At 34.4% G+C, this 17,333-nt stretch carries 17 protein-coding genes; all 17 read left to right on the top strand.

The window, feature by feature from the left end; all coding sequences use genetic code 11:
* Positions 1-1,144: 1,144 nt before the first annotated feature.
* Positions 1,145-1,465, top strand: coding sequence for a MarR family EPS-associated transcriptional regulator (locus tag LEP1GSC049_RS223015; RefSeq protein WP_004753574.1), 321 nt, complete (start codon positions 1,145-1,147; stop codon positions 1,463-1,465).
* Between the two features lie 5 nt (positions 1,466-1,470).
* The gene (locus LEP1GSC049_RS223010) at positions 1,471-2,415 is read left to right on the top strand and encodes a GDP-L-fucose synthase family protein (RefSeq protein WP_004755091.1); all 945 of its coding nucleotides are present in this window, start codon (positions 1,471-1,473) and stop codon (positions 2,413-2,415) included.
* A gap of 16 nt (positions 2,416-2,431) precedes the next feature.
* Positions 2,432-3,529 (top strand): NAD(P)/FAD-dependent oxidoreductase, encoded by a 1,098-nt coding sequence (locus LEP1GSC049_RS0204670; protein ID WP_004777161.1) that lies wholly within the window; start codon positions 2,432-2,434, stop codon positions 3,527-3,529.
* A gap of 31 nt (positions 3,530-3,560) precedes the next feature.
* Complete coding sequence (locus tag LEP1GSC049_RS223005; RefSeq protein WP_004766667.1) at positions 3,561-4,118, top strand: SIS domain-containing protein; 558 nt, start codon at positions 3,561-3,563, stop codon at positions 4,116-4,118.
* 6 nt (positions 4,119-4,124) lie between these two features.
* Positions 4,125-5,114, top strand: coding sequence for an SDR family oxidoreductase (locus LEP1GSC049_RS223000; protein WP_004755430.1), 990 nt, complete (start codon positions 4,125-4,127; stop codon positions 5,112-5,114).
* Positions 5,095-5,898, top strand: coding sequence for a nucleotidyltransferase family protein (locus LEP1GSC049_RS222995; protein WP_004758405.1), 804 nt, complete (start codon positions 5,095-5,097; stop codon positions 5,896-5,898). Before LEP1GSC049_RS223000 ends, LEP1GSC049_RS222995 begins: the two co-directional genes overlap by 20 nt.
* Complete coding sequence (locus tag LEP1GSC049_RS222990; RefSeq protein WP_016748627.1) at positions 5,895-7,424, top strand: PfkB family carbohydrate kinase; 1,530 nt, start codon at positions 5,895-5,897, stop codon at positions 7,422-7,424. Before LEP1GSC049_RS222995 ends, LEP1GSC049_RS222990 begins: the two co-directional genes overlap by 4 nt.
* A gap of 2 nt (positions 7,425-7,426) precedes the next feature.
* The gene (locus tag LEP1GSC049_RS222985; protein ID WP_004755319.1) at positions 7,427-8,419 is read left to right on the top strand and encodes an NAD-dependent epimerase/dehydratase family protein; all 993 of its coding nucleotides are present in this window, start codon (positions 7,427-7,429) and stop codon (positions 8,417-8,419) included.
* A gap of 6 nt (positions 8,420-8,425) precedes the next feature.
* On the top strand, positions 8,426-9,526 hold the full coding sequence (locus tag LEP1GSC049_RS222980) for a DegT/DnrJ/EryC1/StrS family aminotransferase (protein ID WP_004754883.1): 1,101 nt from the start codon (positions 8,426-8,428) through the stop codon (positions 9,524-9,526).
* Between the two features lie 8 nt (positions 9,527-9,534).
* Positions 9,535-10,638, top strand: coding sequence for a DegT/DnrJ/EryC1/StrS family aminotransferase (locus LEP1GSC049_RS222975; RefSeq protein ID WP_016560370.1), 1,104 nt, complete (start codon positions 9,535-9,537; stop codon positions 10,636-10,638).
* Positions 10,639-12,273 carry a phosphotransferase gene (locus tag LEP1GSC049_RS222970; RefSeq protein WP_004755296.1) on the top strand — a complete coding sequence of 545 codons (1,635 nt, stop codon included), beginning with the start codon at positions 10,639-10,641 and terminating at the stop codon, positions 12,271-12,273.
* A 6-nt stretch (positions 12,274-12,279) separates the two neighbouring features.
* Positions 12,280-13,077 carry a transketolase gene (locus LEP1GSC049_RS222965; protein ID WP_002740998.1) on the top strand — a complete coding sequence of 266 codons (798 nt, stop codon included), beginning with the start codon at positions 12,280-12,282 and terminating at the stop codon, positions 13,075-13,077.
* Between the two features lie 19 nt (positions 13,078-13,096).
* Complete coding sequence (locus LEP1GSC049_RS222960; protein ID WP_004777170.1) at positions 13,097-14,029, top strand: transketolase family protein; 933 nt, start codon at positions 13,097-13,099, stop codon at positions 14,027-14,029.
* Positions 14,030-14,601: 572 nt separating this feature from the next.
* Complete coding sequence (locus LEP1GSC049_RS222955; RefSeq protein ID WP_004754589.1) at positions 14,602-15,396, top strand: sporadic carbohydrate cluster 2OG-Fe(II) oxygenase; 795 nt, start codon at positions 14,602-14,604, stop codon at positions 15,394-15,396.
* Positions 15,393-15,785 (top strand): LIC12192 family sporadic carbohydrate cluster protein, encoded by a 393-nt coding sequence (locus LEP1GSC049_RS222950; RefSeq protein ID WP_002733551.1) that lies wholly within the window; start codon positions 15,393-15,395, stop codon positions 15,783-15,785. Before LEP1GSC049_RS222955 ends, LEP1GSC049_RS222950 begins: the two co-directional genes overlap by 4 nt.
* Before the next feature lie 3 nt (positions 15,786-15,788).
* On the top strand, positions 15,789-16,223 hold the full coding sequence (locus LEP1GSC049_RS222945; RefSeq protein ID WP_004777167.1) for an NUDIX hydrolase: 435 nt from the start codon (positions 15,789-15,791) through the stop codon (positions 16,221-16,223).
* A 6-nt stretch (positions 16,224-16,229) separates the two neighbouring features.
* The gene (locus tag LEP1GSC049_RS222940; RefSeq protein ID WP_004777149.1) at positions 16,230-16,895 is read left to right on the top strand and encodes a class I SAM-dependent methyltransferase; all 666 of its coding nucleotides are present in this window, start codon (positions 16,230-16,232) and stop codon (positions 16,893-16,895) included.
* The last annotated feature ends 438 nt before the right edge of the window (positions 16,896-17,333 follow it).

The following is a 17,333-nucleotide window of genomic DNA, read 5'->3' on the forward strand; positions in this document are numbered from 1 at the left end:
TTATTAAAAATTCTCCTAAAACCTATATATATTTTCGGATGTATGAAAGTAATGCTATCGTGAGCTTGTTTCAAAAGTTAGAATATACTACTCCTTTAAAAATAGCTAACAATTAGACTTAATTTTTAAGGACTTCCGTATTTTTGTAAAATCGACGGTTAATTTCGGGTACCATTTTCATGTTTTCGAGTAGTATATATAAGAGATAATACTTTATAAGTTCCTAATAAACTATCAAAGGTACCACAGATTACGTCTTATCTAAGCGATTGTAAACTTTTCGGTAATTTTTAAATTACTCGTTTTTAGTCTTAGAGTAATGATGTTCAGGTTTTGGAACAAGCTTTTAATTATTTTCCCTCAAATGATAGGCACAATTCATCAAGAGGTTTCTAATATAAAACTTCTATAAGGTTCTATTGATCCCTAGAGAATCGAGTATTTAAACGTTTATCCCAATGCGCCGTTTCTCGTAGGTTCGATAAAATCCAATGCGAAAGGGATCTCGTTTGAACTCAAGCAAAACACTTTCCTGAATGCCGATCCTTAGAGAGGCATTCGCTGAGTTTCTCGGGTCGCTCGAAGTAACTAAAGTGTCCGCTTCTACGGTCGCTCGAAGTAACTCAGTGTCTCGCTTCTACGGTCGCTCGAAGTAACTAAAGTGTCTCGCTTCTACGGTCGCTCGAAGTAACTCAGTGTCTCGCTTCTACGGTCGCTCGAAGTAACTCAGTGTCTCGCTTCTACGGTCGCTCGACAGGTCGCGTTTTATATTGAAACTAAAACAATATATTATATTAAGTTTCTTGCATACAATTTATTGACCAGAACTAAATGTCCGTCGGCAACGCCGGATTTACTTAGACTTTCTTACTCTGAATTCACAGGATTGAAGTGTGAACTATATTGGGACGGTATTTTGTTGTATCGTTTCTTACCAAAAGTTAGTTTTGAGGTTACTTCAATTTAGAAGGTGTTAAAAAAATGATCTGTTCAATTGTTGAACGAATTTTCTTGACAGAATGTCCCATTCATTTTTTGATGAACCCAGATTTCCCGACAACTGGGACTGACCCGGCGAAGCTATACTAAAAGCCTTTCTTTTAGCTTCTTTTCCAAATTCAATTCATTCTTTTTTAATGCTTTAATGGACGATGCGCTGAGACACAAACTTCTGAGAATTCTAGAAGAAAATCCGGAAGTAAATCAAAGAGAAATTTCCGAAATTTTAGGAATCAGTTTAGGAAAGGTGAACTATTGTCTAAAAGCATTGATAGATAAGGGATGGATCAAGGCAAAAAACTTCAAAAATAGTAAACATAAACTTGCTTACACGTATTTTTTAACTCCGACCGGAATCGAAGAAAAAGCTCGTGTTACCGTCCGTTATCTGAAATTGAAAATGCAAGAATACGAAGAGATTCAAAAAGAAATTGAGGAGTTGAAAAAGGAAATCGGAGAACAATAAAGGCGATGGAAAAGAAATCAAAGATTTATATCGCCGGTCATAAAGGACTTGTAGGTTCTGCGATTGAACGCGTTTTAAAAAAAGAAGGTTATGAAAACATTTTAGGTAAAACTCACGCGGAATTGGATCTTACGGAACAATCCAGAGTCAACGAGTTCTTTGAAACAAATCGTCCCGAATACGTTTTTTTAGCCGCTGCAAAGGTAGGCGGAATTCACGCTAATAATACGTATCCAGCTGAATTCATTTTTTCTAATATTCAAATTCAAAATAATATTATAGACGCGTGTTATCGATTTAAAACGAAAAAACTACTTTTTCTAGGTTCTTCCTGTATTTATCCTAAGTTTGCTAAACAACCAATGGATGAAGCCCAATTGTTAGATGGTAAACTAGAACCGACTAACGAACCTTATGCGGTTGCTAAAATTGCGGGGATCGTAATGTGTCAGAGTTATAATCGTCAATATGGCACAAATTTTATTTCCGTTATGCCGACCAATCTCTACGGTCCTGGGGATAATTATCATCCTGAAAATTCTCATGTTCTTCCCGCTTTAATCCGTCGTTTTTACGAAGCCAAAATTAAAAACTTTCCAGAAGTTGTAGTATGGGGAACCGGAAAACCCTTAAGAGAATTCTTATATTCAGACGATATGGCAAGTGCTTGTGTTTTTTTAATGAAGAATTATGACGTGACCGGAGATCCGAAAGGTGGAGAACACGTCAATGTCGGAAGTGGCATCGAAGTAAGTATTCGTGAACTTGCTGAAGTTGTTAAAGAAGTAGTGGGTTATCAGGGGCTTTTAACTTTCGATCTTACAAAGCCGGACGGTACTCCTCGTAAACTTTTAGACGTTTCTAAACTTCATAAAATGGGATGGAAACATCAAGTTGAATTGAAGGAAGGTATTCGGTTGGCTTTTGAGGATTATAAAACGGTAATATGAAGGATGTATTAACCATTTGATCTTAGTAATAGGTTCTGGCATCGTAGGGAGTTGGGTTGCTTATCAGCTTTCTAAAAACACCCGAGCAGATGTTTATTTATGTGATTTATCAGAAAATAGGGGCGACGGCATCAGTGGGAGAAATTCAGGGGTTTTACATTCAGGGATTTATTATGCCGAAAATTCTCAAAAACTAAAACACTGTCTTAGAGGTTACGAACTATCATTAGAGTTTTTTAATCAATTTAATGTCCCTTATAGTATTTGTGGTAAGATAATCACGACAGGAGTTAAAGAAGATTCTTCTATTGAGTTGCAAAAAAAAGAAAAGTTAGATGAACTTTATTATAAATCTGTAAAATATGATATTCGGGATACATATTATATAAAAAATCTTACCTCTAAATATCCTTTCCTTTTAGGGGAAAATGCAATTCACATTTCTAAAACTGGAGTAGTGGACGTTTCTCTTTATTTGAAAATACTTTGGAGGGAATGTGAAAATTCTGGAGTCACTTTTATTAAAGGCAAACGATTTCTTTTTCAAGAAGAGATTCCTTTTTTTTGCGATACACAGTCAGGCCGAATGGAAGAAATTGAGGCCGATTGTATTGTTAACGCCGGAGGGCTTCATTCAGATGAGCTCATAAGGCAGTTGAAAGAATTAAAATATGAAATTCGTCCGAATAAAGGTGAGTATTACCGTTTAAGAAGAGAACTTCCATTTAAAAAGTTAGTTTATCCTCTTCCGTCTTATTCAAGTACTGCATTAGGTGTTCATTATACGTTTCATCTTAATGGTGAGTCGTACGCAGGTCCAAATTCTAATTGGGCTGAATCTAAAACGGATTATAAATTTCAAACGTCTAGAGATGTTTTCTTTAATTCTTTAAAGAATATTACGAATTATTACACTGAAGAAGATTTAACCCAAGGTTACGTAGGACTAAGACCTAGATTATTTTTTGATAATAAACCAATTGCTGATTTTGTAATTAAAAAATATCCAGAAAATCGTCCTTGGATTCATTTACTTGGGATCGAAAGTCCTGGACTTACTTCTTCTCCTTCGATTGGCGAAGAAGTATCTCTATTAGTTAGATCACTGATTTAGTAATTTTTTCTTTATATCAGAGGAAAAGCAGATGTTAGACCATTACAATGCATATATTAACCGCCTTCAATCGGTTCTTGTTCCCGAAAGAGCATCCGAAATAGAGCGTCTTGCGTTTTCATTGAAAGATGCTTGGGAGACTAAAAAACAAGTTTTCCTTTGTGGAAACGGTGGAAGTGCCGGAAATGCAATTCACCTCGCAAATGATTTTAATTACGGTATCGATAAAAAAAATGGAATAGGACTTCGTGTGGAAGCTTTACCTGCGAATGCTGCCGTTATTACTTGTCTTGCCAATGACGAAGGATACGATACTATTTTTTCTCAACAATTAGAGGTAAAAGCGAATAAAGGTGATGTTCTAATCGTTCTTTCTGGAAGTGGCAATTCACCTAACGTAGTAAAGGCGCTCGAAGTAGGAAATAGGTTAGGAATGATTACATATGCGATTTTGGGGTTTTCGGGAGGTAAATGTAAGGAATTGGCAAAATATCCAATCCACTTTCCGATCAATGATATGCAAATATCTGAAGATTTACAAGTGATTGTAGGGCATATGTGTATGCAATGGTTGTGTGGAGTAAAGTAAATTAGAATGAAAGCGTTAGTTACTGGTGGGGCAGGGTTTATTGGAAGCCATCTTGTAGACCTTCTATTAGAAAATCAATTTGAGGTTACCGTTCTAGATAATTTCAGCACGGGAAGAGCTTTTAATTTAAATCACGTAAAAGGAAAAATTGATTTAGTTGAATGTGATTTATCTATCCAAGAAGACTGGATTAAAAAGTTTCAATCAGTTGATTATGTATTTCATCTTGCGGCGCTCGCGGATATCGTTCCTAGTATTCAAAATCCAGAGGGTTATTTTCAATCCAATGTAACTGGTACTCTAAATGTTCTTCAAGCAAGTAGACATTACGGAGTGAAGCGGTTTGTTTATGCCGCCTCTTCTTCGTGTTATGGAATTCCGGAGCTTTATCCAACTCCTGAAACTTCACCAATTCTACCTCAATATCCATATGCACTTACAAAAAGGATGGGGGAAGAATTGGTCATACACTGGGCGCAAGTTTATAAATTTCCCGCTTTATCATTAAGGTTTTTTAATGTTTACGGACCTAGATCTCGAACTTCCGGAACTTATGGTGCTGTATTTGGAGTTTTTTTAGCTCAAAAATTGGCTGGGAAACCTTTTACTGTAGTTGGGGATGGAAAACAAACTAGGGATTTTACTTATGTGAGAGACGTTGTGGAAGCGGTTTTTGCTGCTTCACAAAGTGATAAAGTAGGTGAAATTTATAACGTTGGAAGTGGTGCCACGATTTCAGTGAATCGAATTGTAGAACTTTTGAAAGGAGAAGTTACATACATTCCGAAACGACCTGGTGAACCGGATAGCACTTTTGCCGATATTACTAAGATTAAAAAAGATTTAAAATGGTCCCCTAAAATTTCAATAGAGACGGGGATTGGTGAATTATTAAAGAATATAGATTATTGGAGAGAAGCTCCAGTATGGACGCCTGACAAAATAGAAAAGGCTACATCCGATTGGTTTAAGTATCTTGGCGAAACCAATTCATAAAAACGAAATTAACGTTTTGATTCTGGCGGCCGGACTTGGAACTAGACTAAAACCTTTTACGGATTTTTGGCCCAAATGTTTAATGCCGATTTCGGGGAAACCTTTGCTTGAAATTTGGTTGGATCAAATCTCTCAATTAAAAATTTCTAAAGTATTGGTAAACCTTCATTATTTGAGTGAGGTTGTATCCTCTTTTTTAAAAAGACCAAAATACAAGGATTGGGTCAAATCTGTCTACGAACCGGAGTTATTAGGTACTGCGGGAACTCTTCAAAAAAACTATGATTTTTTTAAAGGGAAAACAATTCTTTTGGTTCACGGCGATAATCTTTGTTTATGCGATTTTGATTCTTTTGTTGAATTTCATTTTTTGAAAAGACCTGAGGGTTCTCTTATAACGATGATGACGTTTCGAACTGATTCTCCCAAAAGTTGCGGGATTGTGGAACTGGATGATGATGGAGTCGTTCAAAGGTTCCACGAAAAAGTGGAGAATCCTCCGGGGAATCTGGCAAATGCCGCCATCTACTTGATTGAACCGGAAGTTTTAGATTGGATTATAGAAAGAGAATATGTAAATGATTTTAGCAATCAGGTATTGCCTCAATTTTTAGGTAAAATCGCCACTTGGGAAAACAAAGGCATAATGCGTGATATTGGAAATTTAGAGGCTTTGGCGAAGGCTCAAAAGGAAGTTGTTTTCCCGGAAAACAATAATTTAGATGAATGGGAGACCGAATTTTTATCGAACTCGATTCATCAATCCATTCAGTCAATATTATGATTCCGAATTCTCATAAAATTATATCTCTTGGGGACGTTTCACAACTAAGTGAAAGCCCATTGGAAGAATCTTTAGTTCTTTGTTATGGACATTTTAACGTTATACATCCGGGACATATTCGATTTTTACAATATGCTAAAAGTCTTGGAAAAAAATTAAAAGTTGCGGTTCTAGGAGATCAAAGTATCGCGGAATCTCAAAGAAGCAAATACTTTCATCAAATGGAAAGAGCGGAAGGTGTGGCTTCTTTACATTTCGTTGACTTAGTTTACGTATTGGATAAGATTTCGCTCGAAGACTTATCACTCCATATCAAACCTTCTGTTTTAGTTTTGGGAAAAGAGCTTGAAAATACACATCGTGAAGATATTAAAGCTGCGGTTTATAGCATCGAAAAACAAAACGGGAAAGTTATTTTTCATGCTGGAGAAGTTCATTATGCAAGCGCTGATTTACTTCATGGCAGTCAACAAGATCTTGAATCGGAAAGAAAACATTTATTTCTTCAGGCAAACAAACGACAAGGAATCGATCTCGCGAAGCTCATAACTTACATTGGGAAATTTTCCAATTCTAAAATCCTTGTCATAGGAGATACTATAGTAGATCAGTATGTAGCTTGTGATGCCATTGGGATTAGCGCCGAAGCCCCGGTTCTTGTAGTTAAAGAATTAGAAACTAGGGAATTTGTTGGCGGAGCAGGTGTAGTTGCCGCACACGTAAAAGCTTTAGGTGCAGATTGTACTTTTTTATCCGTTGTAGGTGAAGATGAAAATGCAAATTTGGTAAGCAATAACTTACAAGAACAAGGTATCGACGTGCAATTGATCGGCGATGGTAGTCGTCCTACTACATTCAAAATTCGTTATATGGTTGAAAATCAAAAACTATTTCGAGTCAGCCGTCTTAAGGAACATTCTCTCTCAAAAAAAATTGAAGATCAACTCATTGAAAAATTGAAAAAAATTGCGCAAAACTACGACGGAATTCTAGTTTGTGACTTTGTATATGGAGTGATAACTAACAGAATCCTTACTGAAATTCGATCAATAGCAAGGGAAAACAACATTTTGCTCTTTGGGGATTTACAGTGTAGTAGTCAAGTTGGTAATATTGCTAAATTTGAAGATTTTAATTTATTATGCCCAACTGAAAGAGAAGCTAGAATTGCTTTAGGAAATCATGAAGACGGAGTAGAATGGATTGCAAATACTCTTTTGGAGAAAACGCGTTCCAAAAATTTACTAATTAAGCTGGGCGCAGAAGGATTTATTGCGTATTCGAACGATATTCCAGGCAATTTTAAGAAAAGAGAACACTTTCCTGCTTTAGTTTCCAACCCAGTAGATGTGGCTGGAGCGGGTGATTCATTATTGGCAGCTATTTCGGTTAGCATGTGTTCCGGTGCAAATTTGATGGAAGCTTCCGCGATTGGCGCTTGTATGGCGGCACTTGCTGTTCAAACAATTGGAAATATACCTGTTTCTCATCAGAAACTGGAAAACTATATTAAGAATTTGAGGTAAATGTGAATCAAGATATTAAAAGTATTTATATAACAGGCGGCGCCGGTTATGTCGGGGCCATGCTTGTGCCTCGCCTTCTTTCGGAAGGTTATAAAGTAACGGTGCTTGATCTTATGATCTATGGAGAAGATGTGCTTAAAGAACATCCTAACCTAACGAAGGTTAAAGGAGATATTCGAGATCAAAATCTCTTGAATCAAACGATTCCGGGCCATGATTCGGTTATTCATCTTGCATGTATTTCCAACGATCCAAGTTTTGAGTTAAATCCGAATTTAGGAAAATCAATCAACTTAGACGCATTTAGACCTCTTGTTGAAATTAGCAAAAAGCACGCCGTCAAAAGATTTATTTATGCTTCTTCTTCTTCCGTTTATGGAATTAAAGATGAACCGAATGTTACGGAAGATTTTTCGTTAGAACCTCTTACCGATTATTCCAAGTTCAAAGCAGACTGCGAAAAAATATTAAACGAATATCAGACGGATAATTTTACTACCGTTACGATTCGTCCTGCTACCGTCTGTGGATATTCTCCTAGACAAAGGTTGGATGTTGTAGTAAACATTTTGACTAATCTAGCATATCACAAACGTGAAATCTCCGTATTTGGAGGAGCGCAACTTCGCCCAAATATTCATATTGACGACATGGTCGATGCCTATTTGGTTTTATTACGCGCTCCAAAAGAAAAAATAGCCGGAGAAATATATAACGCCGGTTACTTGAACTTTACGGTTTCTGAAATTGCTAATATGGTTAAAGAAGTTGTCGGAGAAGATGTAAAGTTAGTTACAACTCCTACAAACGATAATCGATCCTACCATATTTCTTCCGATAAGATTTACAATCAATTGGGGTTTCGTGCAAATCGTTCTATTAAGTTGGCAGCAGAGGATTTAAAGAAAGCTTTTGATTCTGGTCTTCTCCCAAATTCTCTGACAGATGAAAAATATTTTAATATAAAACGTATGCAATCTATAAGTTTAAGGTAAGTTAAAATGCAAGTAAGATATTCATATTTAAAACAACAATTTGAAAATTGCGATGATCTTTGGGATGAATTAAAAAGGTTTGTTCCAACAGGAGATTTTACTTTAGGAAAACCTTTAATTGAATTTGAAAATCAATTTTCTAAATTAATTGGCGCAAAGTATGCTATAGGAGTGAATTCGGGTACGGATGCTATTAAACTCTCCTTAAAAGCTCTTGGTGTAGGATTTGGCGACGAAGTGATTACAACAGCAAATACATTTGTAGCAACAGTAGGGGCGATTGCTGAACTAGGAGCCATTCCAGTGTTCGTAGATTGCGATGATACTTTTTGTATGAATGTAGATTTATTGGAGAAAGCCATTAGTAAAAAAACGAAAGCTATAGTTCCTGTTCATTTCACGGGTTATATGACTGATATGAGAAAATTGATGCCGATTGCAAAAAAGTATAACCTTCCTGTAGTAGAAGATGCTTGTCAGTCTATTCTAGGGGCAATCGAGAACAAAAAAGCTGGGACTTGGGGAAGTGCGGGGGCTTTTTCCCTTCACCCTTTAAAAAATCTGAATGTTTGGTCGGATGGGGGTGTTATTGTTACGGATAACGAAGAACTTGCAAAAAATCTAAGATTACTTAGAAATCACGGTTTGATTGATCGTGATAACGTTGAAATTTTAGGATATAATTCCAGATTAGATACCATACAAGCCGTCGTTGGCAATTGGCTGATTCCTAATGCGGTGGTTATTTCAGATAAACGTATTGAAAATGCGAATTATTATGATGAGCATTTAAGAAGTATTCCTCAAATTACTCTTCCTCCAAGACCTAAAGATTTTAGAATTGTTTATCATTTATATATTGTTTTTGCAGAGAATCGGGATCATCTCTTGGATTATTGTGTAAAAAAAGGAATAGAGGCTAAGGTACATTATCCGATTCCAATTTATAGACAAAAGGCGTTAGCATCTTATGGATATAAAGAAGGTGATTTTCCAGTAACTGACGCACATACGAAAAAGATCATCACATTTCCTTGTGATCAACATCTTTCAAAGGAAGAAATTGATTACGTTGTTTCTACGGTAAAAGAGTTCTACTCTAAGTAAATGATCCGATGATAAACATTCCTTATATAAATTTAGTTGAACAGTGGAAAAACGAACGGGAAGAATTGCTTCCGATTCTTGATTCTGTTTTAGGCTCAGGTCAGTATGTTGGTGGGCAAGAAGTCGCAAAGTTTGAAGAGGATATTGCAAAATTCTGCGGAGTGAAATACGCTGTTGCTTTGAATAGTGGAACTGATGCGCTCGTATGTGGGCTTTTAGAACTTGGGATTCAACCGGGCGATGAAGTGATTACTCCTCCAAACTCTTTTATTGCTTCTACTGCTTCGATTGTTAATATAAAAGCGAAACCTGTATTCGTTGATGTCGGGGAGGATCAGAATTTAGATCCGGAGAAATTGGAAAAGGCTATCACATCTAAAACAAAAGCGATCATGCCTGTCCATTTAACTGGTCGAGTTGCCGCGATGAATGAAATTATGAGAATTGCAGATAAATATTCTATACCCGTAATTGAAGATGCAGCACAATCTATTGGTTCTAAATATGATGGTAAGTTTAGCGGCTCTATTGGTAAAGTTGGGTGTTTCTCCACTCATCCTTTAAAAAATTTAAATGCTTGCGGTGATGGTGGATTTTTGACAACAAACGATGAGAAAATTTATAATTCCGTGAGTAGGGTTAGAAATCATGGTTTAGTTGATAGGAATACTGTCGGTGAATTTGGTTTTGTAACGAGGATGGATACAGTTCAGGCGGCGATTTTAAACTTCCGTTTAATGCGTTTACCACAAGTTATTGAAAAGAGACGTCAGAATGCACAACTTTATAAAACCTTATTGGATAAAAAAAACGTTTTCATTCCAGAAGATAAACCTTTAGAGTTTAATACTTATCATACTTTCGTAATACAGGTCGAAAGAAGAGATGAATTAAAAGATCATTTATTTTCACAGGGAATCGAGACATCCATTCATTACCCGATCCCTATCCATCTTCAACCCGCTAGTCGAAACCTTGGATATAAACAGGGGGATTTTCCTGTAGCGGAAAAACAAGCGGGTCGAATTTTAACTTTGCCCATTCATCAATATTTGAAGGATGTTGATTTACATAAAATTGCCCAAGCGGTTAATCGTTTCTACGAATCGTAAATGAAGATAGGAATTGATTTAGATAATACGATTATATCCTACGATGAATCATTTGCCTTTGTGGGTAAAAAGATAGGTTTAATTCCAGAAAATTGGTTTGGGACTAAACTAGAAGTTAGAGAGTTTTTACGAGAATCTAAGGGCGGAGAAAATAAGTGGCAGCGATTACAAGGAAAGGTATATGGACGTTATATTCATTGTGCAGAGCTTTATCCTGGCGTTTATAGATTTTTATGGAGATGCAAAAAGAAAGGGATTCCAGTAGATATAGTCAGTCATAAAACAGAATACGGGCATTATGATGAAGAAAACATATCTTTAAGAGAAGCAGCTTTGAAATTTCTTATCGAAAAAGGGCTCTATCAAACTGATAAAACAGGTTTTGTGCAGAATGTTTATTTTCATGATGCAAAAGAAGAAAAAGTAAAAAGAATAGAAAGAGAAAATTATTCTTATTTTATCGATGATCTAAAAGAAATATTAATTCATCCTTTTCTAGCAAAAATTCAAAAGAAGTTTTTTTTTGATCCTCATCAAACTTCGTATGGTTTTGAAGAAGGAAATATTAACCAAGTAAATCATTGGAATGAAATAGAACACTCTATCTTAGGAAAATACAATCAAGAAGATTTGATTTATTTTAAAAATGAATTCAATTTACCTGAATTAAAAAATGCATATTGGTGTGAAGGACAGGGTAATTCTAGAATAGCTTATTTAGAAACGTTAGATTCAGCCAAATTTGCTCTAAAACTTTATCCGTCTGATTCTGAGCATAATAGACTGAATTCAGAATTTTTTGGGTTTAGACTTTTACATAAAAATTTGATCAAGAATGTTCCTGAGCCAATTTATTATAATGAGAAACTCAATTGTGGCGTATATAGTTGGGTTGAAGGCGAAAAAATTCTATCTTCATCTAAAACAGGGTTGGATGCAATGCTTGATATGATGAAGAATTTAAGTTTGATTGCAAAATCCGATTTACCTAATGAAATAAGCAAAGCTTCCGCTTCTTGTTTTTCTGGTCTAGATATAGAGAATCAGATTGAACGTAGATTGAAATTACTTTACCCTGCAACCGAATTATATAAAGATTTGAAATCTTTTTTAGAAATGGACTTAATACCTTTTAAAGATTTTTTAATTGAATGGGTAAAAAAGAAATGGGGTGGGGAAGAAAGTTATAGCTCACCGATACCTAAAGAATTTTTAATTTTAAGTCCTTCTGATTTTGGATTTCATAATATGCTAAAAAATAAAAATGGAGAATTTATTTTTTTAGATTTCGAATACTTCGGTTGGGATGATCCCGTTAAATTGATAGTAGATGTATCTTTTCATCCTGCTATGAATTTACAAGAGGATGAAAGAAACTATTGGAAAAACGGTATGTTCTCTATTTTTGGAGATTTTCTGGAGAAAAAATATGAAGTTACTTGGGCTATGTATTCATTGTGTTGGTGTTTGATTTTATTAAATGAATTTAGAAAAGATATATGGATAAGAAGAGTTTTAGCAAATAGTAATAAACAAAACCATAAAGTTGAAATTTTGGAAAAACAATTAGGTAAATCAATTCATTTATTTAAATATATTCAAAAAAAATTTTATACGCAGATTGAAAAAGGTTAAAAACATATGGACGGTCGTTCCAAACAATTAAGAAAATTTATAGTTGAAATGATGGAATCAGAAAAAAGAGGCCATATTGGTCCGGCCTTATCTTTAATTGAAATATTACGAGTTCTTTATGATGATATATTAAAATATGATCCTGAAAAACCGAATTGGGAAAATCGGGATCGATTAATTCTTAGCAAGGGTCATGGCTGTTTAGCTTTGTATTCTATTCTTGCGGATAAGGGATTTTTTCCACTCGATGTTTTAAGAACATTTGGCAAATCCGATTCTATACTTGGGGGACATCCTGAAAAAGGGAAAATTCCGGGGGTGGAGGCTTCGACAGGAGCTTTAGGGCATGGATTGTCGATTGGGGTTGGAATAGCGATTGCTGCAAAAATTAAAAAGAAAGATCATAAAATTTTTGTAATTACAGGAGATGGGGAAATTAACGAAGGAGCCGTGTGGGAAGCTGCTTTATGTGCTTCTAAACATTCTTTATCAAATTTAACGGTAATTATTGATTATAATAAATTACAGTCTTATGGGTTAACCAAAGAAGTTTTAGATCTTGAACCTTTAATGGATAAATGGAAGAGTTTTGGTTTCGCTATTGAAGAAGTGGATGGTCATAACATTAAAGAATTGAAAAGTTTATTTAGTAAATTGCCATTAAATAAAACGAAGCCGACTGCTATTATAGCGCATACTATAAAGGGAAAGGGGTTTTCTATGGCTGAAGGAAATCCGCAGTGGCATCATAAAAATAAAATAACTCCAGAAGAGTTCTCTGCAATGTATCAAAGTTTAAACTAAAAGGTTACAATATATTATTATGCGCAATACTAGCTTAAAAAGTGTTTATCAATTGGCATTGCAGGACCCAAGGGTTGTATATATAGGTTCTGATTTAGGTGCAGGCGTATTGGATGAAATGAAACAGAATATTCCTGATCGTTTTTATATGGAAGGAGTAAGTGAACAACATATCGTCGGTATGTCTGCAGGAATGGCGATGGAAGGTTATATTCCTTATGTGAATACGATTGCTACTTTTCTTACCAGAAGATGTTTCGAGCAAGTTGCGGTTGATTTATGTTTACATGACTTACCTGTTCGCTTAATTGCAAATGGAGGAGGAATCGTATATGCTCCTCTTGGACCTACCCATCTTGCTGTTGAGGACATCGCAATTCTTCGTGCTCTCCCAAATATGACTATTATTGCTCCTTGTGATGCTGAAGAAATGAAAAGGTTAATGCCTTTAACGTTAGATTGGCCTCATCCGATTTATATACGATTGGCAAAAGGTGGAGATAAGGTAATCAGTAAAGCAGAACTTGGCTTTGAAATTGGAAAAGCAATTGTAATGAAAGAAGGTAAGGATGGTTTATTTATAACTACTGGAGTTATGACTCAACTTGCTTTAGAAGCAGTTCAGCAATTGGAAACGGAAGGCCTAAATTGTGGAGTGATTCATATGCATACAGTAAAACCTTTAGATGGAGAAATTCTTAAAAAATGGATTCCGAAAGTTTCTGCTATTGTTACTGTAGAAGAGCACACTCGAATTGGTGGATTAGGAAGTGCGGTGCTTGAATTTTGCAATGATGAAATTCCGAACGAGACCGGAAAGATTCGTAGAATCGGTCTACCAGATCGATTCTCAGAAAGGTATGGGAGTCAGGAATCTTTACTAAATTATTTTGGAATTAACAAAGATAGTTTAGTTAAAACTATGAAAGATACGATCCGTATTAGAAAATAAAGTGTTCATTTTTGGTTTCAAATTATATTTTCAAAATTTGAAACCAATTTTTGTATTTAAAGTCCGTTTATAATAACATTTCTACTTTCTATTTATAATAGAGTTGTTGAAAAGTTAATTCTCATCTGTTTCCGTTTTGTTGAGATCAGCAATTGAAGCGGTTTTACTAATTTCAACAATTCTAATTAATTATGATTTTGCAAATTCGATTTGAAAGTATAGTCATGGCAACTTTTAAAGTTTTTTATTAAATTAAGTATAGATATTTAAAAATATTATAATTTATGGTTATTGAAATCTATATGACTTTTGTTCGTTGCTCAAGTATTTTAGTGAATTTTACATTTAATGTGAGTTTAGTGTAAAAAAAATCAGTAAATTGTTTGTAATTTTATGGTTTTAATTGTTAACAATCAAGTTTAAATTCGATGTTTTTTTGATAAATTAGGTTGTAAGGTTCTAATTCATTTAGAATTTTCTTTATAATCGTTTTCGCATTTATTAAATCGTTCTAGAATAAACAGGAATTATTTAGAAAATTTTAAATATATCGGTAAAATGAATTAAAAAATATGTTTTTATCTGAGTATGAACAGCAAATAACAGATGAGTATATTCGGAATGGTTATACCATTCAAAAGGCAGCTGATCTCAATTCGTTAGATTGGATCAAAGAAAGTATAGCGAATATAGTTAGAAATATTTTAGGTTTATCTAAAGAAGAATCGTCGGATATTCTTCTCAATCAAATTCATAAAAAGGTTTCCGTAAGTGATTTGAATTCTTTTCGTTTGAAAGTAATTCAATCTATGAATTCCTTAAAAGATTTTCGTTATCATTACTATAAAGTGGCTAAACCTTATTTAGAAACGTTAGTTGGTAATGAATTGTCCATGCAGCTAAGGGTAAATTTAAGTATTCAATTTCCAAAGGATGATAGTTCTCTTCTCCCAGTTCATTCGGATACATGGTCCGGAGATTCCCCTTATGAGATTGTGGTTTGGTTGCCTATTGTGGATTGTTATAAAACAAAATCTATGTATTTACTTCCACCTAATTCTTCTAAAAAATTAATTTCTGATTTTAAAAATCAGTCAGGAATAAGTAGTGAAGATTTATTTCAATCAATCTCCAAAGATGTTCAATGGCTGGAAGTTAAATACGGAGAAGTACTTTTATTTGATCAAGGTTATCCTCATGGGAATAGAGTGAACGAGGAATCGGATACAAGATGGTCTATGAACTGTAGATTTAAATCAGTCTTCACTCCTTATGGTGATAAAAAATTGGGAGAGTTTTTTGAACCGATTACGTTACGCGCTACTTCTAAAATTGGAATGGAATATCAGTTTCCAAAAGTAAAATGAAAAAGGTTAGGGGATACATTTTTAGTCGACCGTTTTTAGGAGAAAGAGTTCCACAGCACGTTCAAAATATCGTAATCAGAGATTTCTGCCAGAGAAATGATTTACATTATTTATTAAGCGCAACTGAGTATGCGATGGAAAACTGTCATTTGATTTTGGAACAAGTTTTAGACGAACTAGTAAACTTAGAGGGAATTATTTTATATAGTCTATTTCAGCTTCCTATCGATTTGGAAAATAGAAAACGTTTTTATGATCGTATTCTTTCATCTAACAAAATTTGCTATTTTGCAGTAGAAGGTTTAAAACTGAGTAACCAAGAAGAGATGGAGCGTATTGAAAATCTTTGGAAAATTAAACTTATATTACCTGATTGTTTGAATTATTGATTTATGAATTCTTCAATTGGCCATGCAGTGAAAGCTTTAATTTATAGAGATGATCAACGTATTTTATTGCAGCAACGTGATTATACTCCGGGAATCATATTTCAAGGTTATTGGACTTTTTTCGGCGGACAGGTTGAGTCCGGTGAAAATCTTAAAGATGCATTGTGTCGTGAGTTAGAAGAAGAACTTGGATGTCTTCCGGGAAGTATTGGAGAAGAGCTATTTCATTGGGAATGGAGAGGCGAACAAATTACGTGTAATCATTGTTTGCCAGTTTATTTTGAAGTGCAAGAAGACGTTCTTACTTTAAATGAAGGTCTTGCAATGAAATGGTTTTTATGGGAAGAATTGGATGAGAGACTTCCTTTAGTTCCAGGCGTTAGTGAAAATCTTTATAAAATTAAAAGTTTCTTAGATAAAATTTTTCTCAATAGATGATTAAAAATGGGAAAGCTTAAGAGTATAGTTACACCGCTTCACAAAGCGACTCAGAGAGATTATCTTGCTCGTATGCAAGATAATAAAATAGAATGTATGATCAAGGCGAAAGAATACGGCTTTGATTATTGGGATGGAGATCGTCGTTTTGGCTACGGTGGATACAAATATATTCCCGGCAGATGGAAGCCAGTTGCAGAAACTTTAATTCAAGACTACAACCTTAAACCTGGATCCAAGGTTTTAGATGTGGGATGTGGAAAAGGTTTTTTACTCTATGAAATGTTATTAATCGAACCTAGACTTGAGGTGATAGGTTTTGATTCTTCAGTTTATGGTCTTGAAAATGCAAAAGAAGAAGTAAAGCCTTACTTATTCCAGTATAAAGCTCAAGATCCTTATCCATTTGGAAATAATGAATTTGATTTAGTCATTTCATTGGGTACCTTCCATAACTTAAAGTTATTTGAACTTAAGTCTGCTTTGAAAGAAATGGAAAGAGTTGGTAAAGACGGTTATTTAATGTTAGAAAGTTATAGAAATGAAAAAGAACTTTTTAATCTAGAATGTTGGGCTTTAACCGCAGAATCTTTATTAGAAGTTTCCGAATGGATCTGGTTGTACCGTGAATTCGGTTATACTGGGGATTATGAGTTTATATTTTTTGAGTGAATCGTGGCATTTAAAGGAAATAATGAGAGAGCATTTATCTAAGTTAAATGAATATGAAACTGTAATAAGTCTTTATAGTGTATCAAATAATTAAAAATAAAAAAATTTTAAACAAAAGTTATGAAGTAGTGAAATTCATTCTATGATAATTTAGACAAATTAGTTGTTTTTTAGTGAATAAAAAACATTACGAGAGACTAAAATGTATGTCTACAATGAAATGGAAAACATTTTGATTAACTAAATTAGAGTTATTGAAAAATTCCATAGTGGAAATCAACAAAATTGCTTCAATTGTCCATTTCAATACAGCTGAAAACAGATCAAGAATTAATTTTTCAACAACTCTATTAATTAAAGATTGCATTTTTTACTAACGCATGGTAAAAAAATTAATAAATTTTAAATGGATAGAAATAATTTAAATTTATTTTGTTG

The organism is Leptospira kirschneri serovar Cynopteri str. 3522 CT (assembly GCF_000243695.2).
GTDB classification, from domain to species: Bacteria; Spirochaetota; Leptospiria; order Leptospirales; family Leptospiraceae; genus Leptospira; species Leptospira kirschneri.